Below are 25,905 nucleotides of genomic sequence, written 5' to 3' on the forward strand. Positions count from 1 at the left end.
AACGAAGTTCGCTGAAAAAACCCTGACAAACAATAGGTTAAGTGGTTGACTTATGAGGAGTTGTCAACACTAAAAATGATGGCAGCGTGTCATTTCGAACGAATGTGAGAAATCTGAAGATTGCAAAGAGATTTCTCAATCGTCGGTGCCCTCCTTATTTCGAAATGACAATCGGATTACTTTTTTGCCTCCACCAATTCCAACTGGTCCACACTCACATTGGTGGTGAACATCCCGTAGTTGACCACCGCTTTGCCTTTTTCCAGCGTATCGATGCTGCCCACGGCCTTACCATCCATCAAACGGACACGGTCACCAATCTTAAAAACAGGCCTGGGTTTGTTCTTTTCGGCCTGGATTTCCTTTTTCTTTTGGATTTTTTTCTCGACCCGTACCTTCTTGATTTTCTGCTCCAGCTCTTGGGCCACTTGTTTCTTTTCTTCCTGTTTGGCCTTGGCCTTTTTGGCGGTGGTCTTTTTGCGCTTGCTGTTCTCGGTTTCCACAATACGGAGCATCTCGGAGATCAAAGGACGCTTTTTCTTGTCCATGAAGTATTTTTCCGCAGCGGTATTCACCTTGTTGCCCAATTGAATCATACGCTGGTTGTGGTCGTACATCTCTTGGTAGCTCTCCAGTTTGGATTTGATCTTGGAATTCAGTTGTTCCAAACGTTCATTTTCCTCACGGGCCTTATTTTCTTCTTCTTTAAGTTTGGAGCCGGTCTCCACCATTTTGCTGCGCTCTTTTTGCAGCTTGGCAATCGTGGCGTCAAAACGGACCTTTCCACGTTCAATCTTTTTCTTGGCCTTATTGATCAAGGAGTAGGGGATGCCGTTCTTTTGGGCGACCTCAAACGTAAAGGAACTTCCCGCTTCCCCCAAAACCAATTGAAAGGTAGGTTCCAGCGTTTTGGAATTGAACAGCATGTTCGCGTTGGTGGCATGTGGCAATTCGTTGGCCAGCGCCTTTAAATTGGCATAGTGCGTTGTGATGACTCCATAAGCCTCACGCTCGTAGAACACTTCCAAGAAAGCTTCGGCCAGGGCGCCGCCCAATTCGGGGTCACTTCCCGTTCCAAACTCATCAATTAAGAACAATGTTTTGTCGTTGCACTTTTTAAGGAAGTGGTTCATGTTCTTTAACCGATAACTATACGTACTTAAATGATTTTCAATGGATTGATTGTCCCCAATATCCGTCAAAATCTTATCAAAAAAGCAAACGGAACTACGCTCGTGCACGGGAATCAACAAACCACTTTGAAGCATCACTTGAAGCAGTCCAATTGTTTTTAGGGTAATACTTTTACCCCCTGCATTGGGTCCCGAAATCACAATTATCCGGTTTTCCTTATGCAGTTTTATGGTCTGTGGCCACGTCTTTTCGTTCTTTCGCTTGTTGGATAAATAGAGCAGGGGGTGAAAGGCATCTCGGAGAAACATCTCACGCTCATCATTGATTTCTGGCAATATGCCGTTCATATCGTTGGCATAGCGTGCTTTTGCTGCCGTAATATCGGTTTCTGAAAGATAGGATTGATAGTCTTTTAGCAATTCCAGGTAAGGGCGGATTTTGTCCGTCAACTTGTTTAGGATACGTTGTACCTCTTCTTTCTCGTCAAATTCCAGATTGCTCAACTCCCTGGTGTAGGCCAGCGTAGCTTCTGGCACAATGTATACGATACTTCCAGTCTTGGAAGTGCCCATCACGGTACCCTTCACTTTCTTACGATGCATGGCCTTAACGGCCAAAACCCGACGGTTTTCAACCACGGATTCGCGGATTTCATCCAAAAAATCGGACGATTGATAACGCCCCAATGCAGCACTAAAGCTCTGGTTTATCTTGCTGCGCACCTCATTGATTTGACTCCTGATGTACCGAAGTTCATCCGACGCGGAATCCTTGATTTCCCCAAACTTATCGATAACATCATCAATGGCATCGGGAATTTCAGGATGTAGCTCCAAAGCATCCACTTTATTAAAAAGTAAGGGATAATACTCCTTAAACTTTTTGAAGAATTTATGGTGAATGGCAACAGTCTTACAAATGCCGCCAATTTTGCGAAAACCGCTAATTTCCAAAGTGCTGTTGTCAATTTTGAGCAGTCCCAGTTCACTATTGATGTGGTCGAAACCGTGATTGGGAATACGGTTATCGTTGGAAAACGAAGCCAAATATTCCGAAGTCTGTCCCAAAACATCCATCAACTCATCTTTGTGGCGGTATGGTTCAATGGACAATGCCTTTTCCTTTCCCAGCTCCGTATTGCATCGAGCAGCAATCTGCGTCAATACGGTTGGAAACTCTAGGTCTTGAAGTGTTTTGGGGTGAATGTTTCGCATCTTTCTCAAATAGCAAGGCAAATATAGGATTTTGAAGTGTCTTTTGAGTGCCACCCGTTTAGTAAAAACACTCCACTTTGTTTACTTTTGATTCATGTTTGATGAATACCATACAATTGAGTTAAAATGAGGAACGACAATACCATAATCTACATAATCGCAGGGATTGTTCTGCTTCATTTTATTGTGGGCATCGGGTATTTAATCTACAAACTGACCAAAAAGAAGTAAAATCGACGCATGGAAGTAACCATTGAGCCAAGCTGGAAAGCACAGTTGAACAATGAATTTGAAAAACCCTATTTCCAACAATTGGCCGCTTTTGTGAAGCAGGAATATCAACAGCATACCTGTTACCCCAAAGGAGCGGATATTTTTTCGGCGTTTGACCATTGCCCTTTTCAAGAGACCAAAGTGGTGATTATTGGACAAGACCCTTATCACGGCCCGAATCAGGCCAACGGATTGTGCTTTTCCGTAAAAGATGGGATTCCACACCCACCATCCTTGGTCAATATTTTTAAGGAAATTAAAACGGATGTTGAAAGGCCTTATCCTAAAAGCGGTAATCTTGAGCGTTGGGCCGACCAAGGTGTACTCTTGTTGAACGCGACGCTGACGGTTCGTGCGCATCAGGCGGGAAGCCATCAGAAAAAAGGGTGGGAGCAGTTTACCGATGCGGTAATCCAAACAGTATCCAACGAATTGGAAGGTGTGGTTTTTCTGCTTTGGGGCGGATTCGCGAAGAAGAAATCATCTTTGATCGATAAAACCAAGCACCATATTCTTACTTCTGGGCATCCTTCACCCTTGAGTGCCAATAGAGGTCTGTGGTTTGGCAATCAGCACTTTAGTAAAACAAATGATTTATTGAACCGTATGGGCAAAGAGCCTATTGATTGGTAAAATGTGTCACCTCGAGCGCAGTCGAGAGGTGTTTTGGTGAAATAATAACTGAGTTGATTGGTCTCGATTGCGCTCGACCTGACATCTTTCTTTTTGAAAAGCTATTTCCAGAGAAAATGCGAAGCTTCCTTGATTTCCTCAATCAAACTAAGGTCGTGCAATCTAGATTGGACCTCGTTCACGGTTGCTGAGGAAAGTTGTTCCTGCCCCCAAGTTGTTTTGGATAACCATGCTTTTATGTCCTCCAGTTTTTGCTCATATCTATTAGACAAGGTTCTATCAATGCTTGGAATTTGTTTGAACTCTGAGGTATAGGTATTGATAACTTCCAAAACGTGTTTGAGCAAACCTTCGTTATGCTGAATAAATGCATCCGTAGCAGCAATCACAAAACAAGGCCACGGAGTAGGGCAGTCGCCAACACGTTTAAAGGTTCCGTTGTCCACCAAAGGCTTGGTTGTGAAATGTTCCCACATAAAATAGGCATCCGAACCGCTAGTGAGACTTTCTATGGCGCCATCCAAATTGTTGATGATCTCAAATTCGAGATTTTCGGTATTCCAGCCTTGGTTTTGAGCATTGATATAGGCCATAAGATGGCTACCACTCCCCATTCGGCTGATAGCTACTTTATCGTCCTTTAAATCTGCAATAGTTTTGCGGTTACTTTTTGCGTCAACATGAATGCCCCAAAGCAGTGGAGAAGAAATGAATCCCTGAACAATTTTACTGGGATTGCCCTGTGATATGCTTTTGATAATGCCCTCGGTAAGAATGATGCCCATATCGGCCTCTTCATCCTGCAGCATTTGTGTCATTTTCCCGGTTCCTTCGGGAACATCGGTCCATTCCAATTGAATGCCTCTGTCTTCAAAAGCACCGTCTTCCATGGCCAAATGCCAAGGAAGGTTAAAATGTTCTGGGACACCAATTATCTTTACCGTTTTCATAGTGCTCTTTTCTTTGTGATCTTAAATTTATGATTCCGTTCGGTATCCATCAAAAAATGTAGCCTTAAAATTATATAAGGTCACTATTTGCGATAGCGTTTAAAGTGTACTTAATGAGTTCTTCAACCGTTTTATGCCCCTGTTCGGAAAACTCCCCGGTGGCCCTATTAGCCAATATCGCATTGAGCGAAATCGCTCGATGTCCAAGAAGTTTGGCAAGGCCATAAATACCTGCCGTTTCCATTTCCAGATTTGTTATCCTTGTATTTTGATGAGAGAACCGGGCCAACTTGTCGTTAAAATCCTGAATGGATGGCGCTAATCTCAACGTTCTTCCTTGTGGCCCATAAAAACCTGAATTTGTTACTGTTGCACCATATCGTATACGATTTGATTCAAAAATTTTAGCTAATGACTCGTCAAAATCGACAACGTAGGGATGTATATTGTGGTCTGCCCAATACAAATAAGATGTAAGGGCGGATTCGAGTTCATGGTTCTTGACGTGTCCATGCTCATAAAAATGAAGCAAGTTGTCAAAACCTATTGCGGAGCTGCTCATCAAAAATGAATCAACGGGAATATCCGTTTGTATGGAACCGGATGTACCAATCCGTATAAAACTAAGCTGTTTTTTTTCTTTTTTAACCTTGCGGGAAGCAAAGTCAATGTTTACGAGGGCGTCCAATTCATTAAAAACAATGTCGATATTGTCCGTTCCGATGCCTGTTGAAATGACGGTTATTCGTTTATTCACATACATGCCTGTATGAGTAATAAACTCACGCTTTCCTTTCTTTATTTCGATGGAATCAAAATGTTTTGAAACCTCGGATACACGCTCAGGGTCACCTACGGTGATAATGATGTCGGCAATATCCTCTGGAAGAAGGTTGAGATGGTAAATGCTCCCATCAGCATTCAGAATAAGCTCTGAACTGCTCAATGAAGCTTTCATCTATTACAATTTCAGGATTCGTTCGGTGTCGGTATTGTATAAGAAGTTATACTTTAAAGAACCCCCTAAATATATTTGATTATCACGTATTTGTGAATAATAATTAGCCTCTTGTTTTAAAACATGCAATCCTTTTTTGGTCAATTTGACAGGGTCAAAAGAACTGAACAAAGGTTTTAACGAGGAAATCATTCTGTCGTATTGCGTGTCCCCAAAACCATAAAATCCTTGGTTGGCCAATAGCTTACCCATTAATTCATTTCTGGAATTGGGCTTTTCTTCTTTGGCCACTTCCAAAATATGGTTCTCTAGGTCGTTAAGACCATTTTTAATGGTAGGGTAGCGCTTTAAATGGGTTTTAAGTGCATCAGAAAGGTATTCGAATTGGAAATCGTTATTGGCAATCTGATTTTCCAAGCGGATGGGATTATCACTGCAATACAATTGCCAAATGTAATCTGCGTATTCAATATCGTCCTGTGAAAGGAGTTTTTTATTATCGTATAGTTCGAGTAGTTTTTCGTCGTTGAGCTCATTTAGTCCATACAACTTGTTGGAGCCTTCAACTTTTCCACTACATACCAAATAAATTTCGGCATGTCTTCTATGGGTCTTTAACCAGCTCAATACGGCCAACATATTAATTTGGCAGAATAGGTCATATTCAAACCACAGAACAATCTGGTCCTGTTGCTTGTGATTACAAAGGGACCTGTACTCTTTCAGGGTTTTTTCTATGAACCAAGATTTGGAGACTTTGTAATTCTTGTTCAGGAACTCGAACCTTGTTTTCCAGAAAGATTCGCTTCCCACCGTGGAGAGGGTTTTGCCTTCGCAAAGCATTTCTCTCCATGTAATTACGTCTCCTTTTAATTGTAAGGACTGTAATCTGGACGTGAAACTGTCTCCGTTGGTTATGTGCAACAGTGATTTCATTTTCAGCTCAGTTTTCGTTGGTTAGGAAGAATAAAAGTAAGGTTTAAAGCAAGAACACAAAAATTTTTTCACAAAACATTGTTCTTAAGATCAAGTTTTTAACATCAATTAAAATCTGAATCGATTTTTTGTTAAATTTTTATATTATCCGCCAACACGCTTTACGGAAAATCCACTTTCCTTTAGGAAGTCCATAATTTTATCGCGATAATCCCCCTGAATAATGATCGCTTCGTTCTTAAAACTGCCGCCAACTCCCAAGAGAGTTTTCAAGTCTTTGGTCAGTTTTTTAAAATCACTATCGGCGCCATTGTAACCCTCAAGAATGGTTACTGGTTTTCCCTTCCGCTTCTCATATTTACAGATAATGGGGTCATCTTGTAGCCAGTATGCGGGTTCGTTTTTATCATTGTCCGGTTCGTCTTCCGGTTCGTGGTCGGGAAATAGATTCTTTAGTTGGTCTTGCAGGTCCATCTTTATTTTTTTACGAGTCCTAGCTCAATAAGTCTTTCGTGCAGGTATTCGCCCGCGGTAATATCCTCAAATGCCTTTGGATTTTCATCGTCGATACAATTTTCCAGACAGTTCAGCGGCATATCGCTCACTGGGTGCATAAAAAACGGAATGGAATAACGTGATGTGCCCCAAAGTTCTTTTGGTGGGTTCACTACTTGGTGAATAGTGGATTTTAATTTGTTGTTGGACAAACGCGATAGCATATCGCCCACATTTATCATCAACTGGTCCGGTTGGGCAATGGCATCCACCCAATTGCCTTCATGGTCTTTTACTTGAAGTCCCTTGCCGTGTGCGCCCATGAGCAATGTGATCAGGTTGATATCGCCGTGTGCGGCAGCTCTCACCGCGTTTTTTGGCTCTTCGGTAATGGGCGGATAGTGGATGGGCCTTAAAATGGAATTCCCATTTTTGATGTAGTCATCAAAATAATCCTCCTCAAGATCTAGGTGCAAAGCCAATGCACGCAACACATATTTTGCTGTTTTTTCCAGCATTTTGTAGGTTTCTTTTCCCACTCGGTTAAAATCGGGAAGTTCTGCCACGGTAACATTGTCGGGGTATTCGGCTTCCAATTCCGGATTGTCTTCCACATACTGCCCAAAATGCCAGAACTCCTTCAGGTCGCCTTCTTTTTTTCCTTTGGCATGTTCCTTTCCAAAGGAAGTATATCCACGCTGACCGCCAATACCTTCAATTTCGTATTTATCTTTCACCTCTTGTGGAAGGTTGAAGAATTTTTTTATCTCGCTGTAAAGGTGGTTCACCAATTTATCGGATAAAAAATGTCCGCTCAGCGCCACAAAGCCAATATCTTCAAAAGCGGCACCTATTTCATTGACAAATTTTTCTTTTCGTTTTGGGTCGCCCGAAACAAAGTCGTTCAGGTCCACACTTGGAATCGCACTCATAGTATCATCTTTGATATAAAACCAAAAATAAGGAAATAAGCTGAAGGTTTTTGAATTTTAAAGCGTTTTGAAGGGCTTTTTACTACTTTTAGCCAACAGAATTTTTACGATATGAGGTATCATGTTGGCAGCTTGGAACGCGAAAAGTTGCTGGAGTTGTACAAAGGCATGTTAAAGCCAAGGATGATAGAGGAAAAAATGCTGATTCTTCTGCGACAGGGCAAAATTTCCAAGTGGTTTAGTGGAATGGGGCAAGAAGCCATTTCCGTTGGAGTGACCCACGCACTCAAGGAAAGTGAGTACATTCTCCCTATGCATAGAAATCTTGGAGTTTTTACTTCCAGGAACATCCCATTGAACCGTCTTTTTGCCCAGTGGCAAGGAAAACAGAGTGGGTTTACCCAAGGAAGGGACCGTAGTTTTCACTTTGGGACCCAAGAATATAAAATAATAGGTATGATTTCGCATCTAGGCCCGCAATTAGGGGTGGCTGACGGAATCGCCTTGGCGGATATGTTGCGCCGAAAAAAACGTGTAACAGCTGTGTTTACTGGTGAAGGAGCCACTAGTGAAGGGGATTTTCATGAAGCTTTGAACGTAGCTTCGGTATGGAACCTTCCGGTATTGTTCTGCATAGAAAATAACGGGTATGGGCTATCCACACCAACCAATGAACAATATAAATGTGAACATTTGGCGGACCGTGCCAAAGGCTACGGCATGGAGTCCCGAATAATTGATGGCAACAATATTTTGGAAGTGTACACCAAAGTGGATGAATTGTGCAGGGCCATACGCAAGCGTCCAAGACCCGTGTTGCTCGAGTTCAAGACTTTTCGGATGCGAGGGCACGAAGAAGCAAGCGGAACCAAATATGTTCCGGAAAAGTTAATGAAGGAATGGGGCAAAAAAGACCCGATTTCCAATTATGAAGACTTTTTGGTGGCGGAAGGAGTATTGACTCAAGACTACATTGAGAACCTCAAAAAAGAAATCACTGAGGAAATCAATACAAATTTACAGTTGGCTTTTGATGAGAACGAAGTGGAGTCATTTGAAAGTAAAGAATTAAAAGAGGTGTATCATGATTTTGATTATCATCATATTGAACCAAAATCAGATTCCAAAGAGCATATTCGTTTTGTAGATGCCATCTCCCAAGGTTTGGAACAATCCATGTATCGTCACAACGAACTCATCATCATGGGTCAAGATGTAGCAGATTATGGCGGGGTCTTTAAAATTACCGAAGGTTTTGTGCCCAAATTTGGTAAGAGCCGGGTTCGGAATACGCCTATTTGCGAATCATCGATAGTCTCCACGGCCATGGGACTGTCCATCAACGGTATGAAAGCAGTCGTTGAAATGCAGTTCGCTGATTTTGTGAGTTCCGGGTTCAATCCAATTGTCAATTATTTGGCCAAAGTGCATTATCGTTGGAATGAGAAAGCCGATGTAGTAATACGTATGCCCTGTGGCGGCGGTGTAGGGGCGGGACCTTTCCATTCCCAGACCAATGAGGCGTGGTTCACCAAGACCCCAGGTCTAAAAGTCGTGTACCCTGCCTTCCCCGATGATGCAAAGGGATTATTGAACACGGCCATAAACGACCCTAATCCCGTCCTCTTTTTTGAACACAAGGGGCTATACCGAAGTGTAAAAGGTGATGTTCCGACCGATTATTACACATTGCCTTTTGGCAAGGCCAACTTATTGAAGGAAGGAAGTTCCATATCTGTGGTAACCTACGGTGCAGGTGTTCACTGGGCTTTGGAAGTATTGGAGAGACACCCAAAAATTGATGCCGATGTACTGGATTTAAGAACGCTTCAACCACTGGATGCTGAATCTATATACAACTCGGTCAAAAAAACGGGCAAATTGATCATATTGCAAGAAGATACTTTGTTCGGAGGTATTGCCAGCGATATTTCGGCCATGGTCATGGAGAATTGTTTTGAATATTTGGACGCTCCTGTCAAGAGGGTGGGCAGTTTGGAAACGCCGGTTCCCTTTGCAAAATCCCTTGAAACAAACTATTTGCCCAAGAGTCGGTTCGAATCGGAATTAATTGAACTGTATCAATATTAATATGGTCTTTATCCCATTTAAAGCAAGTGGATTAGCCATTTTTTTCATAATTTAACAACTATAATACGTCCCCAAACGTATATTCTTAAACATTAACTTAATTACCTATGATGAAACGATCACTCTTATTGATTACAGTGGTGGGACTTTTGCTCTCATCATGTTCGGTTTCCAAAAGCGCTAGAACACAGCGAGACTTGTTCAGCGGAACTTGGAATTTGGACAATGTTTACTACCAAAACGCTTCCGGAAACTTTAAATCCACCATCTTCAACGATGCAGAGGATATCTGCTTTGAGGATAGTGAGTGGTTTTTTAGGGACAATAACAGTACTGGACGCTACACTATAGCTCCAAGTTCGCTCTGTCAAGGAGGCGACCGATTTTTTAGATGGTCCGTTGTTGAGCCGGAACAAAATTACCAGAGTCAATTACAGTTCAAGTTTATTGACGAGAACCGAAAGGATATCTCTGGCGGTTACGGATACCGTTTGAACATTGTCAGTTTGTCCGAACAGTCCATGACCCTTAACTCCAATGTTTCTGTTGACGGTCAGAGTGTGACCATTGTTTACGAATTCTCAAAAAAATAATTTCATGAAAAATATTCTATTGAAAGGTGCAACTGCTTTTTTAGCGTTGACCATGATTATTAGCTGTGATGCTGTCAAAAATGCCAACAACACCCAAAAAGGTGCTGCTATCGGCGCCGGTGGTGGTGCCGTTATCGGTGGTGTCATCGGTAACAACGTTGGTAAAGGAAACACCGCGCTGGGTGCTATTATCGGTGCTGTGGTAGGTGGTGCTGCCGGTGGTTACATTGGTAACCGTATGGACAGACAGGCCGAAAAAATCGAGCAAGAAATCCCAGGTGCCGAAGTGCAAAGGGTAGGTGAGGGTATCAACGTTACCTTTAGCGGAGAGAACGGTGTGTATTTCGATACCAACAAATCCGATATCAAAGGTGCTTCCGCCAATACATTGGATAAATTGGCAGGAATCTTTAAGGAATACCCAAAAACCAACATCTTGGTCGAAGGTCATACCGATTCAGATGGAGCTGCAGACTACAACATGAGCCTTTCTCAGCGTAGAGCACAATCCGTAACCAGTTATTTGGTGTCCAAAGGTATTTCCAGCGGACGTTTTACCACTAAATGGTATGGCGAGGAACAACCTATAGAAAGCAACGAAACAGCTGCAGGTAAAGCTGCCAACCGACGTGTAGAGTTGGCCATTATTGCCAGCGACGAACTTAAAGAGGAAGCCAAAGAGCAGACAGAAAATTAAACCTCTTCTCCTTTTTGTAAAGTATAAAGCCCGGTTTTATCCGGGCTTTTTTTATGGCCAGATGTTAAATAAACTATTAAATGTGAGTTAAGCCGTTACAGTATTGCAAGAATTGTTTTAACTTAATAGTGGACAACACATTACACCATTAAAACCTTGTAAGTCATGCAACATATATCCCCAAATACCATTGAACATAAGCAGGAACTTCTTGTAAGAGTGGAAAGAAACGAACGTATGGTGCAAAGACTATCGGAAAAGTTGAATTCCTATACCTATGAGCCCAAATGCCCACAGCGGTTCGAAAAGTTTTACGAGCTCAACAGGCATATTCAAGAGTTTAGGAAGCATCAAAACAGGTTGTTGTCCAAAATAAGAAATCAACAGATAGACCTGCCGGAAACGGATACCCATGAGATTGAATCCCATCTGGCACGTTTTAAAAAATTGGAAAGCGAGTTTGCAGCGTATCTATTCGACCTTAAAAAACCTTTGTAGCCTCTTTTTTACTTTAAAATTTCAACAAATCCCTTTTCACCGAATATTCATGCGTAATATTGCAGGACATTAAAATTGTCCTGTTATGGCAAAATCTTCAAACTCTGTACTTGTCATCCTGGCATTTTTCGCCATCTATTTTATATGGGGTTCAACCTATTTATTGAACAAGATCGCTGTTATGGAGCTTGAACCGTTCATGCTGGCGAGCTGTAGGTTCACTGTGGCAGGACTCTGTATTTTTATCTTGGCCAAGATCATGGGCATCTCCCTTCGAATCACCAAAAAACAGCTTATAAACTCTGTATTGGCAGGCATCCTTTTCCTTAGTGTTGGCAATGGATTGGTGGTTTGGGCATTGCGGTATGTGGACACAGGCTTCGCGGCCCTCGAAATTTCTTCCCAACCACTGATCATCCTGTTGATGATGCGCATACTCCAAGGAAAAAAAATACAGCCTATGTCCGTAGTGGGAGTGGTTTTGGGAATCGTGGGCATTTACTTGCTGGTAAGTCAAAAACAGATTATAGCCCAAGAAGAGTCCATCGTGGGAATGGCAATGATTTTCTTTTGCATGCTATGCTGGGCCTATGCAAGCCTTTTTGTGGCGAAAGCCGACCTGCCTACCAATTACTTTGTAAACACGGGCTATCAAATGTTCTTTGCAGGCCTTATTTTAAGTTTGATGAGCCTTGGGTTTGGAGAAGAATGGTCGTCACCATTGGCTTGGAGCAGCGATGTACAGATTTCGATGCTGTTGCTCATCTTTTTTGGAAGTATCTTGGCGTTCACCTCGTTCAACTATCTGCTCAAGACCGTTTCCCCGGAAAAAGTGGCTACATCTACCTATGTAAACCCCATTGTGGCCCTATTGTTGGGCTGGTATTTTTTGGACGAACAGATTACCCTTCAATCTATTCTAGCGGCGGCCATATTGTTGACTGGGGTTTATTTCATCAACACCAAAAAGACCTTGGCCATTTTTGAGCGCTTTAAACGTTAAGACTCCGTTATTTGTCTCGGAATTGGTTTGGCTTTTTCGTATTTTAAGTCGAATTAATTTTAAACCAAATGAAATCTATTATAAAATTTGGGGCTTATCTTTTGCTTTTAGTGTCTGTAGCCTGTGCATCTAGCAAAGACCAAGCATCCCCCGAAGCAATCGCCGCTTTGGATAAAATGATTGCCGATCAGCAATTTGAAATCGCTGCCAATTGGGCCCAACCCATGGCCAGCCAAGGATTGAACAGCATTGCCAATGCTGGGCTTTTGCCCTTTGGCAGTACCGCTAGCCGTATAGATATTAGCGGGTCAGGTGGTTATTTACGTATGGTGGGCGACAGCGTTAAGGCAGATTTACCTTTCTTCGGGGAGCGCCGTATGGGTGGATATTACAATCAGAACAAGACCGGAATAATGTTTGAGGGCATACCCAAAGACCTTTCATTTTCTCCCAATAAAAAGGATTCGGGGAAAACCATGCGTTTCAACATTACCGAAGATTCCGAGAGTTATCAGGTTATCGCCCAGCTATATCCCAACGGAAATGCCCGACTCACGGTCTCCAGTAGCCAACGGACCAATATTTGGTACCAGGGCAATCTTTCCGAGTATAAAAAGAAAGAATAGGTAGGGGAGACCATCAAAATCTTGTTGGGCTTTCTGCCATTGGCTCGCGATATCTTTCCACTTTCCATCATTTTGTCATAGCTTTATTGATTCAGAAACTAAAACATCTAAACTAGTAAAATGAAAATGTACACTTTGACCCAACGGTCAATATTTATGTTGATGCTCTTGACGGCTTTTGCGGCCTGTAAGGACAATAAGAAAAACCAAGAAGAATCAACCGAAGAAGAAGTAGCGGAAAATACCGAAACCACCACAGATTTGCCATTGGACCGCCTAAACCTGCCCGATGGTTTTAGCATAGATGTATATGCGGAAAATATTGAAGGTGCCCGTTCCATGGCCATGGGGGCCGATGGCACCCTTTTCGTGGGTACCCGTAACGAAGGAAAGGTATATGCGCTTAAAGATACGGATGGTGATTATAGGGTGGACAAAACCTATACCATTGCATCCGATTTGGAGCAGCCAAACGGAGTTGCGTTCAAGGATGGAGCCCTCTACGTTGCCGCGGTGAGCAAAATGTTCAAGTATTCGGATATTGAGTCGCAGTTGGAAGACCCAAAGGAGCCAGAACTGGTCTACGACGATTACCCGACCGAGTTCCACCACGGCTGGAAATACATTGCCTTTGGACCTGATGACAAACTCTACGTACCTGTTGGGGCACCCTGTAATATTTGTGATAGTGCCACTGTGGACAAGCGTTATGCCTCCATCACCCGAATGGATTTGGATGGCAGTAACCGTGAAATCGTGGCCAATGGGGTACGAAACACCGTAGGATTCACTTGGCATCCAGAAACCAAGGAACTTTGGTTTACCGATAATAATAGGGATATGATGGGCGACGACCTTCCCCCCGGAGAACTGAATAAACTTACAGAGGTAGGCCAGCACTTCGGATATCCGTTCTGCCATGGCGGAACCGTGAAGGATCCCGAATACGGGGATCAACGTCCCTGTTCAGATTTTGTGCCACCAGTACAGACATTACAGGCACACGTAGCAGCTTTGGGCGTTAAGTTTGGGCAAGGCCCTATGTTCCCGGAGCAATATACCGGACAGGCATTTTTGGCGGAGCATGGTTCTTGGAATCGCTCCAAAAAAGTGGGGTACAGGGTAAGCATGGTAAAACTGGAAAACGGCGAGGCCGTAAGCTACGAACCTTTTATAGATGGCTGGCTGGACGAAGAATCGCAAGAGGCATTTGGTAGGCCAGTGGATTTGCTGTTCCTGCAAGATGGTTCCCTGCTCATCTCCGACGATGAGGGCAACGCCATTTATAGGGTCACTTACAAGGGATAGCCCCTTTTTTAAAATAACGATTCAAGGTACTTGGGGATGGGCAGTTGCTCCATTTTCCAAGTACTTTTTTTTTGGTCCTTATCGGTGACCTCAACAAAATAATAATTGGGCATCCCACTTTTTTTGGGATGAATGTGCTCCACCGAAAACGTACTTTCCTCGTGCGTAAACACGTATTCCGTGGTCTCTCCCTCGGCAGACTCCCTTACTTCCCCATTTCCAAGAATTAGGTTGGGCTTGGTCAATATACCGTTGCGCTTGTTCCAGCAGAGGTAACGGATTTCGCCGTTGCGCAAACGATCTATTCGTATAATGTACTGCCCATCTCCTATATAGGCTAGAATGCTTTGAATGTTAGGGTCTCTCCAAAAAATGGCTAAGTAGGTTTAAGTAGGTTTGGAGTGTGTAGGAACGTTTTAAAAACTGAGGTATTGTTTTAACACCTGTATTTTCTGGTGAACTCGGCGCCAAGGAGCCAACCTACCATAAAAATGATGAATCCCAATACCACTAAACAAAAAATCTGTAAGGCGTTTATCGTTTCAAGCGTAGTCATACTCTTATTTTTTTACCAAACTACACAATATGCAATAATTCTACGTACTCAATTGACGAATGCCCCTTTTGAATTGAGGAATGGCCGTTTTGAACCAACGGATTTTATTTTACCCTGCAAAAAGAAAATTGTCCATACAGTAGCGTAGTTCGTCCATTTTTTTCCATTTGGTACTGCCGCAACTTTGTTCCATCAAAATTTAAGTTTAATCAGTTAAAAAGAATATCATGAAAAATTTGATGCGAACAGTGACCCTGTTCTTGATTACCGTTACGGGCGTGCATGCCCAATTGCCAGAACCAGGTTTTATTATTGACGAAACCACCGCCATTGTGATCACCGATCCACAAAACGATTTTCTTAGCCCTGATGGAGTGGCTTGGGGTGCCGTGGGACAAAGTGTCCAAGAGAACAACACCATCGAAAATTTGGAGACCATTTTTAAGTTGGGTGAACAGTACAACATCCCAGTGTTCATTTCTCCCCACTACTACTACGAACACGACCACGTGTGGAAGTTTGAGGGAACCCTTGAAAAGTTGATGCACAACATCAGCATGTTCGATCGTGGGGACCAATTGAACGTAATAGGGTTTGAAGGTTCCGGTGCCGATTGGTTGCCCCGCTACAAAAAGTACATCAACAAGGATAGGGTAGTGGTGACCAGCCCGCACAAAGTGTTCGGTTCCGAGTCCAACGATTTGGCCCTGCAGTTGCGCAAACAAGGGGTGGACAAAGTAATCTTGGCCGGAATGTCCGGTAACCTGTGTGCCGAATCGCACATGAGGGAACTGGTGGAGAACGGTTTTGAGGTTGCCGTGGTCGGCGACGCTACCGCTTCTGCCATATTACCTGGATTGGATGGCAACCAAGCTGCCCAGACCAACTATAAAATGATTTCCAGCCGGGTGTTCACTACCGATGAATTGGTGAAAGAATTGAAAATGCATCCAATCAAATAAACGTCAGTGAGCGTGATGTTGCAGTGGAGTGATGAGGGGTCGAACCATAGGTTCGGCCCTTCTTTTTTTGTTGATAATCAGTCAGGTATTTCGCAATGGGGAAAATTATCCAAGGAGTTGCGGCATCTGTCCATTTTATCCGAACACGCACCATCGCACCTTTGTAATGTCAATAATGACAAACCATTTATTCATTAAAAAAATAGAAAGTTATGACACGTTTACAAGCATTAGATCCAAAAGTAGCCACTGGAAGATCAAAAGAATTATTCGACGGCATCCAAGCCAAATTGGGAATGGTTCCCAACATGATGAAAACCATGGGGAACTCCCCGGCCGTTTTGGAGGGCTACCTCAACTTGAGCGATGCTCTGGGCAAAGGATCTTTGGGCGGAAAATTGGGCGAATTGTTGGCCTTGTCCGTTGCAGAGTCCAACGCCTGTAATTATTGCCTTTCCGCCCACTCCTTTATCGGTGAAAAATTGGTGGGCATCGATACCGACACGCTTCAAGCGGCAAGAGAAGGCATCAACGCTGACCCCAAAGTGGCCGCTGCGCTTCAGTTTGCGAAAACCTTGATCAGCAAAAACGGTCGTGTTTCCTCGGAAGATGTGGAAGCTGTAAAAGTCGCTGGCTATACCGACGGTGCCGTGGGCGAGATCGTTGCACACGTAGCCTTGAACATCTTGACCAATTATTTCAACAATACCGCCAACACCGATATTGACTTTCCAGTGGTGGAAGTGGCTACGGTATAAGCAATCAATAATCTTAAAATCAAAACAAATGAAAACGTTTGGAAATTTATTTCTTTTTGGAATTGTGTTGTTTGCCGCTATCAGCGTGCAGGCACAAACCCCTCCGGTGGACGATAACGGTCTGGCCGTGGGCGGGTACGATGTGGTTTCCTATTTTTCGGGAAAAGCACAACACGGAAGCAATAGTTATGCTGTGAAGCATCACGGTGCCACCTATTACTTTGCCAACAAGGCGAATCAGGATGCCTTTAAAAAATCTCCCAACAATTATTTGCCTCAGTTTGATGGCTACTGTGCTTGGGGCGTAGGGGCAAAATCGACCAAGTTTCCCATCAACCCGGAAACCTATACGGTGATCGATGGCAAATTGTACCTCTTCTTCAACGGGCCCTTCAACGGGGAGCCTTTCAACACCTACGAAGATTGGGGACAACGCACTACGGAGCTGAAAACGGCGGCACACGCCAATTGGCCCGCGGTCAAAAACAGCAAGTAGTTTTAATTAGCTGATAGGGCGCGGCCCCGCCATAGGTCCCGCCCTTTTTTCAATTATAAAAATCACCATTATGGAACTAGAGAAAAAATATCCGTTGCCTCCCTTTACGGAGGCGACCGCCAAGGAAAAAGTACAACTGGCCGAAGATGCCTGGAACAGCCAAGACCCCGAAAAGGTAAGCAAAGCGTATACCGTGGACACCGAATGGCGCAACCGTTCGCAGTTTATCAACGGGCGCGAAGCCGTGGTTTCCTTTTTGACGAAAAAGTGGCAAAAAGAAAAAAATTACAAATTAAGAAAGGAACTATGGGCCTTTACCGACAATAAGATTGCAGTTCGTTTTGAATACGAATACCAGAATGGCGAAGGAGCGTGGATTCGCGCGTATGGAAACGAGAATTGGGAGTTCAACGAGCACGGGCTTATGCAGAAACGCTACGCCAGCATCAACGACCTGCCGATAGCCGAAACGGAGAGAAGACTTTAATTTCAGACGTCAGATATCAGACATAGGACATAGGACATAGGACATCCGACGTAAGACGTAAGACATCAAGTTTTAGAAAACTGAGAACTGCCAACTGAATACTGACAACTGCCTACTGAAAACTGAACAAATATGGATATTTACAACACCAACACGCTCATCGACGAACAGACCGGAAACCTGGCCTTTAAACTCTCCGAATTTGAGGATGGCTGCCAGTTTTGCGATACGCACCGGTTGAACCATTATTCCTTGATCTGGATAAAAAAGGGGAGGGGCACCGCCCAAGTGGACTTTTCGGAGTACGCGTTTACGCCAAACACCCTAATTGCCGTAACGCCCTATCAGCCTTTTGCCCTAACTGAGGAAGAACCGTTGGAGGGTGTGGTGTTGCAGTTTCACCCCGATTTTTTCTGCATCCACAAGCACCACGAACAGGTGGCCTGCAACGGGGTGCTCTTCAACAATATTTACAGTCCGCCCACGCTTTGCGTTACGGAGAGCATGTCCCAACAGTTTGAGTTGGTTCTGGAGCAGATGTACACCGAAGTGCAAAAATCGGAGCTGGCGCAGTACGAGCTGTTGGTCTCCTACCTTAAAATATTTTTGATCACAGCCTCCCGTGCCAAGGCCAAGCAACAGCCCGAAGCCTTGGAGGGCACCCCGGACGAGAAGGAACCGTTTATCCTCCAAAAGCTCAAAAACCTGATAGAGACCCACTACAAATCCAAGCACTCCGCGGGGGAGTATGCCGATTTGCTGAACATCAGCCCCAAGGCCCTCGCCAAGATGACCAAAAACCATTTTAACAAGACGATGACCCACCTGATCAGCGAACGGATCATTATTGAGGCCAAGCGCGAGCTGTACCTCACCAACAAAACGGTAAAGGAGATTGCCTACGACCTTGGGTATGACGATGAGCACTATTTTAGCCGCTTTTTTAAGAACAATGCGGACATTTCGCCCAAAACCTATCGCGAAACGGTGGGCTTTGCCCGTGCCGCCATGGCCTAATGGATCCCAGATGAAAGCCCATGTGATCCACCATACCCTGCCGCTGCCCTTTGGGCAATTGTACGGCGCCCTGAAAAAACGCATTGTAGACCATGGCTTTTTGCTCCTCCACGAGATAGACACCCAGGCCATTGTGGCGAAGCATGGCGTGTACATACCGCACTTGCGGCAATTGCTCTTTTTCCACCCCAAATACATTGCGGAAATTATGGCGAACGACCCTTTGGCCATAAACGATATCCCCTTAAAACTGGTACTACAAGAAATTGATGCCCAAACCACCCAACTGAGCTTTAAAAACCCTGTGGGCAGCCTACAGGATTATGGATTGAAGCCTGAAATGGGAGAAGAGCTTCTTGGAAGGGTGATATTTTTACTTTATTTTTAAAATCAATTTTACTATTTAATAATATTGTTGAATAAAACTTAATAGTTTTTTTATGTAGCTCATATTAGGTAATTGAATTCTTGTTAAATTTCTATCAAATAATTTTTGATAGATGTATCAGAAGCGTAATAAAATATTAAAACAAGTTTGGGCTAAAAACTTAATTGAAAAGGAAGATTCTGATTCCGCTTATTTTTTAGCATTACTATATACAGGTGAACTTCTGACCAAATTAATATGCGCTTCAATGTTAGCAGGAGTTGAAGAAGATTCAAAAAAACACAAATATTCACAAGCATACCATTTAGTAAGGGCGGATGGAATCGGAGATTGGGGTAAAGCGATTTTGGAAATTGTTTCAGGCCCAACTTCACATCATTTAAATATACAATTAAGAAACCCCCAAAAGGAAATAACGCAAAAAGTTAAGGCTGGAACTTGGCAACACGACTCAATCTCATCGTTAAATGAATGTTTAAAAATCATTGGGGTTGCCGTCAATGAAATTCCATCAAAAACTAATTTAATTAATTGGTTTTCTATGTTTTCTCAATTAAGGAATAAAACTAGGGGGCATGGAGCTTTAAGAAGTGGAGTGAGTTCTCAAATTTGCCCGTATTTAGAAAAGTCTCTGGAATTGATAAGCGGTAATTTTTCAATTTTTGATTTTGAATGGGCATATTTATCGCAAAATTTGTCTGGAAAGTATAATGTAAAACCAATCTCCGAAAATAGCCCAAGCTTTAATTTTTTAAAATCTAATGTTGGTAAATCCCAAAATTTAGAAAATGGGGTATATATATATTTGAACAGGCCAGTTTTTGTAGAACTTATTAAGTCAGATAAAGATCTCTCAGATTTTTATTTTCCTAATGGCGGGTTTAGCAATAAACGTTATGAAGTACTTTCTTATTCCACTGGGAGCAGAGACAGTAAAGACAATTCAAAATATTTGATGCCACCTGGTGATTTACCAGTGAGTGAAACTGAAGGAAAAAGAAAATTGTCTGTCATTGATAATTGTTTCACAAATCTTCCAAAAGTTGATTCAATCTATATTCATAGACCATCGCTAGAGAACGAATTGAAAAAGATTCTAGTTAATGAAAGACATCCAATGGTTACTCTTCTTGGGAGAGGTGGTATTGGGAAAACTAGTATGGCACTTAGGGTTTTAGAAGGACTATGCTCATTAGATAGGTTTCAAACAATAATTTGGTTTAGTTCTAGAGATATTGATTTATTGGAGTCTGGAGCAAAATCTGTTCAACCACAAGTATTGGATATTGAAGATGTTGCAAAAGAATTTGTTAAATTGATTGATGAAAGCCTTTTAAAAACTAAAGGGTTTAATTCGAGAAAATTTATTGAAAAACACCTTAGTGATTACCAAGAAGGGATTTCTCCTTTATTAGCGGTTTTTGACAATTTTGAAACTGTTAAAAACCCAACTGAAATGTTTGTATGGTTAGATACATACATTCGTACTCCGAATAAAATATTAATTACTTCCAGAATTAGTGAATTTAGAGCAGATTATCCAATTACAGTTTCTGGAATGGAAGAAAATGAGTTTAATGAACTGGTTGATTCAGTAAGTGATGAATTAGGTATTACAAATCTTATTACAAAAAAATACGTTGATATGTTATATGAGGAGTCATTAGGACATCCTTATGTTGCTAAAATTTTATTGGGGGTTGTCTCAATAGAAGGAAAGGCAGGTAATATTAATCGAATTGTAGCCTCTCAAGATGAGTTATTAACAGCTTTATTCGAGAGGACATATACAATGTTGTCCTATGCAGCCAAAAAAGTGTTTCTTACTTTAAGTAGTTGGAGGTCAACTATTCCAAAAATTGCCTTAGAAGCAGTTTTATCTACTACTTCAGATACAAAAATGGATGTAGAATCTGCAATTGACGAATTACATAAATTTTCGTTCATAGATATTTATTCATCCACTAAAGATAATTCCAAATTCATTTCATTACCACTTTCAGCATATCTTTTTGGTCATAATAAGTTAGCTGTATCCCCTTTAAAGCAAAAAATAATGGAGGATAGAGAAATTTTAATGATGTTCGGAGTAGGTAAGGTAGTTGATGTTGATGAAGGTGTAACATTAAGATTTGAGAAGTTCTTTAGACAAATTGCTCAGAATATCGGAACTGGTAAGAACCATAAGCTTTCATTTTATAAACCTGTTTTAGAATATATATGTAGAAAACATTATACTTCCTGGCTTATCTATGCTACCTTATTGGAAGAGGTCAACAATAAAAATGGTGCAATTGGCGCATGTCAGCAATTCATTCAGAATGAGCAAGATTATAATAAGTTAATACCAGTTTGGAAAAGATTATCTAAACTTTATGCAAAGCAAAAAGATTTCTTTGGTGAAATTCATTCATTAATTGAAATGTGTGCAATTGACAATGTATCTGGAGCAGCAATAAGTGCTTGTGCGACTAGACTAAATCAATTATTAAGTAATGGAAGTTTAGATTCCAAAGAAGATGAAAAAAAAGCTCTATCTCGAAGATTAATAACAATTCTTAACGATTATATAGTTCAAGATGATAACAACTTAGATGACCGAACGAAACTTGCTTGGATTTATGTTCATATTAAAAAAATAAATGAGGCTAGAAAATTGGTTCAATTTATTATTGAGAAAGACCCGAATCATGTTCATGCAATACGCTTAGCGGGCAAAATAGGAGTGAAATTAGAATCAAATTAAACAGGCGACTATTTTAAGGTTAACTTATTTTTAGGTCCTTATCCCCCCAATATCCTTCAAGCTCAACCCGGTATACTTTTTAATAGTTTCGGCATCTAAGCCATCGGCCTTCATCTTTTTTGCAATACTGATTGCCTTTTCTTTTTCTGCCCGCTTTTCTCGGTATCAATTTTAAACTGTTCCAGTTCCTGCTTTTCGGGGCCCATGATTTCAAACAGGCCGCTTTTTTGTAGTTCGTCCATCACGCCTTGGTCGGCAAAACTGGTATAATTCGTTTCGGTGATCACCAAATGGTCCAGCACTTCCACTTTTATCAGTTTGCCCACTTTTAGCATATGGTCGGTAAAGGTAATATCGGCATCGGTAACCTCGTGCGTGCCGCTGGGGTGGTTGTGCACCAAGATCAGCTTGCTGGCCAGTTTGTAGATCGCCATCCTAAACACATCGGGCGGGTCGGCGTTCACCCGGTTGCTGGCCCCCAGGCCAATGAGCTCCACGAACAATATTTTGTTGTTGTGGTTGAGGCCCACCACCCAAAAATGCTCTTGGTTGCGGCGTATCTTGTTCTCGCGCAGCAAAACCTGTTGCATGATCGCATATATGTCCGCGGAGTTGAGCACTTTGATCTTTTGTTCTTGGGTAAGCCGTACGTTCATGGTAGGTGTTTCTAGTTTTTGGGTTTGGGAAAGGTAGTCCATGCCCGTGAGAAAAACAAAAATGCCGTTTGGGCATAAAAAAACTGCCCCAAACGTGGTTCGCAGGGCCAATAAGGATATGACAGATATTCAGCATACACGAAACCGTATAGCTTAGCTATTGCTTTTTACCGAAAAAACGAATTACCGACCCGGTACCGATATGGCCTTCGCCCTCATTGAGCGCTACCGTTGTTTTTTTGAGTTCCAGAATTTCGAAATCAGTAAAACTGGTTTCCAGCTCTTCCAAGGAAAACAGGTAATCCACATTGTTTGGTCCTCCCACGCTAGGATTTTGCTGCTTGTAAGCGAGATGGTCTTTACTAAATGCCTCAAAAATTAGGTGCCCGCCCTTCTTTAAGTAACTGCTCAACATTCTAAGATATTCAGGGCGAATGGTGGGAGGGAAGTGGGCATAGACCAACGCCAGCGCATCGAATTCCTCCTCCTTAAAACCTAAATCTGGTAAATCGCCCAATTTATAATCTATGGAAACCTTTTTATCCTCCGCTAATTTCAAGGCTTTTTGTTGACCTGCCTCGCTGATATCAAAAGCGGACACCTTCCAGCCCAATTGTGCGGCGTACACAGCATTTCTGCCTTCTCCCTCGGCGGCAAAAAGAATGGAGCCCGCGGGAATGTGCTGAAGTTTATCCTTTAAATAGTTATTAGGCTCTGTACCGTAGGCATATTCCGTTTGTCCAAACTTGGTGTTCCACATATTGAGCCAATCGCTTGCCATATACTTTCAGATTAATTTATTTTTTCAGTTGTTGTAATCGATGGAGGGCATTTTGACTTTGAGGATTTAATTTTAAGGATTTTTCAAAATTCTCGACAGCCTTTGCTTTATCGCCCATAAATAAATATCCTTCTGCCAAACTATCATAAAGGTTTGAAGAATTTGGATAAAGTTTTGTTGCCAATAAAAATACGTTTATTCCTTGTAAAGATGTTTCTGGATTAAAAACAAGTTGTAACCCTAGAACGTTTAGATTGCCCTCTGGAATTTCTAACGAAGGATGCTTCTCTGCAATTGAATCATAGAGTTGTACCAAGTTCTCATAATTTTGATTTAATGCCAACTGATTAAAATCTTGAAACGCGAACACTTGTTTTTGTGGTTGTTTGATTTTCTGAGTGATCAATTTTTTTCCAACTCCATTGTTTTCTGGGCTATTTTCCATAAACCCCAATGCTTTTTTATCCTTATTCAAAGTAGCTTCCAAAAAATTCAATGTGTACATCGCAGCCCATTTGTAAGATTCCATAATTTCAGAATCGCTTTTATCTTGTCTTTTGTCCCTATCTGCAAAAAGGATCCCCAATGTGCTAAAGTAGCTATGGGTTAAGTTATGAAACCTTAATCGATGAACCTTGCTGTTTACTATGCTATCGTATAATTGAAACACAGTATTGAGTTCGGAATCAACCTTATCTTCCTTTAAAACTGTTTCGGGGATTTCCTTCTGGGCCATATGGGCATATGGAACGTCTATTTTTTCAGCATCAAAAAATGGGGATTGTTCTAGCGATTCATATTGATATCTTTCTGTACCGTCAAGGCTAACAATTGCTTTTATATTGTCGTTACGATTTTGCACTATGATATTTGATAACCCCCCAAAGCTGAAGCCCATTAGGGCTATCTTTTCATAATCTACAAAAGAAAGTTTCCCAGCCTCCTTGATTAAAAACTCCGTATCCCTGGCCTGTGTTTCAATTTCCTTGGCATTATTGCTGCTGAACCAACGGGTTTCCGTTCCTCTACTTGGACTTGATATGACCACAAAGCCGTGGCTTGCCAAATATTCACAGAGAGCAAAGTTCTCGATGGAAGATGCTTGGAAACTGGGTCTGTAAATGACTGTTGGAAATTTTCCTTTTACAAATTCCACGTTGGCATAAGCCGTCGTTTTTTCCGTAAGGAGTCTTTGATTAGCAGGCGTATTTTGGTAATAAAACCAATTCAATATTTGATCATTGGGCAGATGCTCCCATTCTTCTTCCTCTTTTAAAATTTCAAGATAATCCAAGACCGTCAACGGTTCCGCATCATCCACATTCTGTTCAGTGGGATACCATATACTTACCAGAATCGGTCTTTCAATTTTTTTATTGGTATAGTCAAAAACTCTACTATAAGTTCTTGTACTATCATAGGAAGTATAATGCTGAAAACCCACTTTGAATTTTCCATTATCAAGGTCAATTTCATCAAGAGAGGTCTGAGAAACTATTGAATTGGTTTGAAGGAATATTAAAAATAGTAGGATTGTCAATCTCATGATAAATCGGTTAGTGTTCACTTTCAAAGATGGCATTGTTGAACTATTGTTACAGTATCAATTGTCTATAAACAGGTTAGTGGTGATTTTCATAGATTAATATGAAAGTTGAAAAAAATAAAACTACCTCCAAGGTTTAGCACGCATTAACCTGTTGTCAATCATTAATTTAATCAAATTATTATTCTTTTAGTGGTGTCGGAAGGAACAATTCAAAACGACAATAATCCAGAAATTCCGTTATTTGTATTTCAATAAAAGCTACAACTATGGAATCACCCAACTGGCAGACCGCCATGGAATTCGAAGATATTACCTATAAAAAATGTAATGGCGTGGCACGTATTGCCTTTAACCGTCCGGATATAAGGAATGCGTTCCGACCCAAGACCACCAGCGAGCTGTATAAAGCTTTTTATGATGCGCAAGAAGACACCTCCATTGGAGTGGTGCTGCTTTCCGGTGAAGGACCATCGTCCAAGGACGGTAAGTGGGCCTTCTGTAGCGGGGGCGACCAAAAGGCCCGTGGACATAAAGGCTACGTGGGCGATGATGGTTACCATCGATTGAATATTTTAGAGGTGCAGCGTTTGATTCGTTTTATGCCCAAGGTGGTAATTGCCGTAGTGCCCGGATGGGCCGTTGGGGGAGGGCACAGCCTACATGTGGTGTGCGATATGACCCTTGCCAGCAAGGAACACGCTATTTTTAAACAAACTGATGCCGACGTTACCAGTTTTGATGGCGGCTACGGCTCCGCATATCTCGCCAAAATGGTAGGTCAGAAAAAGGCCCGCGAGATTTTCTTTCTAGGACGTAATTATTCTGCACAAGAAGCGTATGAAATGGGTATGGTAAACGCTGTCATCCCTCATGATGAATTGGAGGATACTGCATACCAGTGGGCCCAGGAAGTCTTGGCCAAATCACCGACATCCATAAAAATGCTGAAATTCGCCATGAACCTTACCGATGATGGCATGGTCGGACAACAGGTGTTTGCAGGCGAAGCTACACGATTGGCCTACATGACGGACGAAGCAAAAGAAGGTAGAAACGCATTTTTGGAAAAGCGTAAACCCGATTTTGGCAAGGACAAGTGGATTCCGTAAGTCAATTTACAGCTGCAATAAACAATTTACAATTACCCATTGTCATTCTAAAGGAGAGC

Annotated in this window: 26 protein-coding genes; 16 read left to right on the top strand and 10 right to left on the bottom strand. The window is 42.1% G+C overall.

The annotated features are described in order from the left end of the window. Positions 1-176 precede the first annotated feature (176 nt). The gene (locus tag K1F36_RS00550; protein WP_220112059.1) at positions 177-2,348 is read right to left on the bottom strand and encodes an endonuclease MutS2; all 2,172 of its coding nucleotides are present in this window, start codon (positions 2,346-2,348) and stop codon (positions 177-179) included. A 240-nt stretch (positions 2,349-2,588) separates the two neighbouring features. Here K1F36_RS00550 and K1F36_RS00555 point away from each other — a divergent pair, with 240 nt between their 5' ends. Next, a complete protein-coding gene (locus K1F36_RS00555; protein WP_220112060.1) occupies positions 2,589-3,254 on the top strand; it encodes a uracil-DNA glycosylase in 666 nt (221 codons plus the stop codon). Between the two features lie 101 nt (positions 3,255-3,355). Here K1F36_RS00555 and K1F36_RS00560 read toward each other — a convergent pair whose 3' ends face one another. From K1F36_RS00560 to K1F36_RS00580, 5 genes are all read right to left on the bottom strand, one after another. Then, positions 3,356-4,204, bottom strand: coding sequence for a substrate-binding domain-containing protein (locus tag K1F36_RS00560; RefSeq protein ID WP_220112061.1), 849 nt, complete (start codon positions 4,202-4,204; stop codon positions 3,356-3,358). A gap of 70 nt (positions 4,205-4,274) precedes the next feature. Then, positions 4,275-5,162: a nucleoside phosphorylase gene (locus K1F36_RS00565; protein ID WP_220112062.1), complete on the bottom strand. Its 888-nt coding sequence runs from the start codon at positions 5,160-5,162 to the stop codon at positions 4,275-4,277. Positions 5,163-5,165: 3 nt separating this feature from the next. Continuing rightward, entirely contained in the window at positions 5,166-6,098 is a 933-nt protein-coding gene (locus tag K1F36_RS00570) for a DUF1835 domain-containing protein (protein WP_220112063.1), read from the bottom strand. Between the two features lie 144 nt (positions 6,099-6,242). Next, on the bottom strand, positions 6,243-6,572 hold the full coding sequence (locus tag K1F36_RS00575; protein ID WP_220112064.1) for a translation initiation factor: 330 nt from the start codon (positions 6,570-6,572) through the stop codon (positions 6,243-6,245). Positions 6,573-6,574: 2 nt separating this feature from the next. Then, a complete protein-coding gene (locus K1F36_RS00580) occupies positions 6,575-7,525 on the bottom strand; it encodes an isopenicillin N synthase family dioxygenase (RefSeq protein ID WP_220112065.1) in 951 nt (316 codons plus the stop codon). Positions 7,526-7,636: 111 nt separating this feature from the next. Between K1F36_RS00580 and K1F36_RS00585 the strand changes: the two genes are divergently transcribed. The 7 genes from K1F36_RS00585 to K1F36_RS00615 all read left to right on the top strand — a co-directional run bounded on the left by K1F36_RS00585 (position 7,637) and on the right by K1F36_RS00615 (position 14,341). Continuing rightward, the gene (locus K1F36_RS00585) at positions 7,637-9,616 is read left to right on the top strand and encodes an alpha-ketoacid dehydrogenase subunit alpha/beta (RefSeq protein WP_220112066.1); all 1,980 of its coding nucleotides are present in this window, start codon (positions 7,637-7,639) and stop codon (positions 9,614-9,616) included. A 107-nt stretch (positions 9,617-9,723) separates the two neighbouring features. Further along, entirely contained in the window at positions 9,724-10,209 is a 486-nt protein-coding gene (locus K1F36_RS00590) for a lipocalin-like domain-containing protein (protein ID WP_108247318.1), read from the top strand. 4 nt (positions 10,210-10,213) lie between these two features. Next, positions 10,214-10,906 carry a YiaD family glycine zipper/OmpA-like lipoprotein gene (locus K1F36_RS00595; RefSeq protein WP_220112067.1) on the top strand — a complete coding sequence of 231 codons (693 nt, stop codon included), beginning with the start codon at positions 10,214-10,216 and terminating at the stop codon, positions 10,904-10,906. A 165-nt stretch (positions 10,907-11,071) separates the two neighbouring features. Beyond that, on the top strand, positions 11,072-11,404 hold the full coding sequence (locus K1F36_RS00600; RefSeq protein WP_220112068.1) for a P-loop NTPase family protein: 333 nt from the start codon (positions 11,072-11,074) through the stop codon (positions 11,402-11,404). Between the two features lie 85 nt (positions 11,405-11,489). Beyond that, positions 11,490-12,407: an EamA family transporter gene (locus K1F36_RS00605; protein WP_220112069.1), complete on the top strand. Its 918-nt coding sequence runs from the start codon at positions 11,490-11,492 to the stop codon at positions 12,405-12,407. 68 nt (positions 12,408-12,475) lie between these two features. Beyond that, complete coding sequence (locus K1F36_RS00610; protein ID WP_220112070.1) at positions 12,476-13,033, top strand: DUF4251 domain-containing protein; 558 nt, start codon at positions 12,476-12,478, stop codon at positions 13,031-13,033. Between the two features lie 120 nt (positions 13,034-13,153). Further along, a complete protein-coding gene (locus K1F36_RS00615; RefSeq protein WP_220112071.1) occupies positions 13,154-14,341 on the top strand; it encodes a PQQ-dependent sugar dehydrogenase in 1,188 nt (395 codons plus the stop codon). Between the two features lie 8 nt (positions 14,342-14,349). On the opposite strand, the gene K1F36_RS00620 is transcribed toward K1F36_RS00615, so the two are convergent. Further along, positions 14,350-14,637 (bottom strand): hypothetical protein, encoded by a 288-nt coding sequence (locus K1F36_RS00620; RefSeq protein ID WP_220112072.1) that lies wholly within the window; start codon positions 14,635-14,637, stop codon positions 14,350-14,352. 487 nt (positions 14,638-15,124) lie between these two features. Between K1F36_RS00620 and K1F36_RS00625 the strand changes: the two genes are divergently transcribed. The 7 genes from K1F36_RS00625 to K1F36_RS00655 all read left to right on the top strand — a co-directional run bounded on the left by K1F36_RS00625 (position 15,125) and on the right by K1F36_RS00655 (position 21,751). Beyond that, on the top strand, positions 15,125-15,859 hold the full coding sequence (locus K1F36_RS00625; protein WP_220112073.1) for a cysteine hydrolase family protein: 735 nt from the start codon (positions 15,125-15,127) through the stop codon (positions 15,857-15,859). Positions 15,860-16,071: 212 nt separating this feature from the next. Further along, complete coding sequence (locus K1F36_RS00630) at positions 16,072-16,617, top strand: carboxymuconolactone decarboxylase family protein (RefSeq protein ID WP_220112074.1); 546 nt, start codon at positions 16,072-16,074, stop codon at positions 16,615-16,617. 28 nt (positions 16,618-16,645) lie between these two features. Next, complete coding sequence (locus K1F36_RS00635; RefSeq protein WP_220112075.1) at positions 16,646-17,113, top strand: YHS domain-containing (seleno)protein; 468 nt, start codon at positions 16,646-16,648, stop codon at positions 17,111-17,113. A gap of 70 nt (positions 17,114-17,183) precedes the next feature. Next, the gene (locus K1F36_RS00640) at positions 17,184-17,600 is read left to right on the top strand and encodes a nuclear transport factor 2 family protein (RefSeq protein WP_220112076.1); all 417 of its coding nucleotides are present in this window, start codon (positions 17,184-17,186) and stop codon (positions 17,598-17,600) included. 132 nt (positions 17,601-17,732) lie between these two features. Beyond that, the gene (locus K1F36_RS00645) at positions 17,733-18,617 is read left to right on the top strand and encodes a helix-turn-helix domain-containing protein (RefSeq protein WP_220112077.1); all 885 of its coding nucleotides are present in this window, start codon (positions 17,733-17,735) and stop codon (positions 18,615-18,617) included. Positions 18,618-18,627: 10 nt separating this feature from the next. Next, positions 18,628-19,005, top strand: a complete 378-nt coding sequence (locus K1F36_RS00650; RefSeq protein ID WP_220112078.1) for a DUF302 domain-containing protein — start codon at positions 18,628-18,630, stop codon at positions 19,003-19,005. Between the two features lie 112 nt (positions 19,006-19,117). Further along, positions 19,118-21,751, top strand: coding sequence for a hypothetical protein (locus K1F36_RS00655; protein WP_220112079.1), 2,634 nt, complete (start codon positions 19,118-19,120; stop codon positions 21,749-21,751). A 110-nt stretch (positions 21,752-21,861) separates the two neighbouring features. On the opposite strand, the gene K1F36_RS00660 is transcribed toward K1F36_RS00655, so the two are convergent. The 3 genes from K1F36_RS00660 to K1F36_RS00670 form a co-directional block, all read right to left on the bottom strand. Beyond that, entirely contained in the window at positions 21,862-22,407 is a 546-nt protein-coding gene (locus tag K1F36_RS00660; protein ID WP_258538882.1) for a JAB domain-containing protein, read from the bottom strand. 157 nt (positions 22,408-22,564) lie between these two features. Beyond that, positions 22,565-23,188, bottom strand: a complete 624-nt coding sequence (locus K1F36_RS00665) for a class I SAM-dependent methyltransferase (protein ID WP_220112080.1) — start codon at positions 23,186-23,188, stop codon at positions 22,565-22,567. A 16-nt stretch (positions 23,189-23,204) separates the two neighbouring features. Further along, a complete protein-coding gene (locus tag K1F36_RS00670; protein WP_258538883.1) occupies positions 23,205-24,734 on the bottom strand; it encodes a prolyl oligopeptidase family serine peptidase in 1,530 nt (509 codons plus the stop codon). A 269-nt stretch (positions 24,735-25,003) separates the two neighbouring features. Here K1F36_RS00670 and K1F36_RS00675 point away from each other — a divergent pair, with 269 nt between their 5' ends. Continuing rightward, entirely contained in the window at positions 25,004-25,846 is an 843-nt protein-coding gene (locus tag K1F36_RS00675) for a 1,4-dihydroxy-2-naphthoyl-CoA synthase (RefSeq protein WP_108246048.1), read from the top strand. Positions 25,847-25,905: the final 59 nt, after the last annotated feature.

Source organism: Flagellimonas abyssi (assembly GCF_019457905.1).
Taxonomy (GTDB): domain Bacteria; phylum Bacteroidota; class Bacteroidia; order Flavobacteriales; family Flavobacteriaceae; genus Flagellimonas; species Flagellimonas abyssi.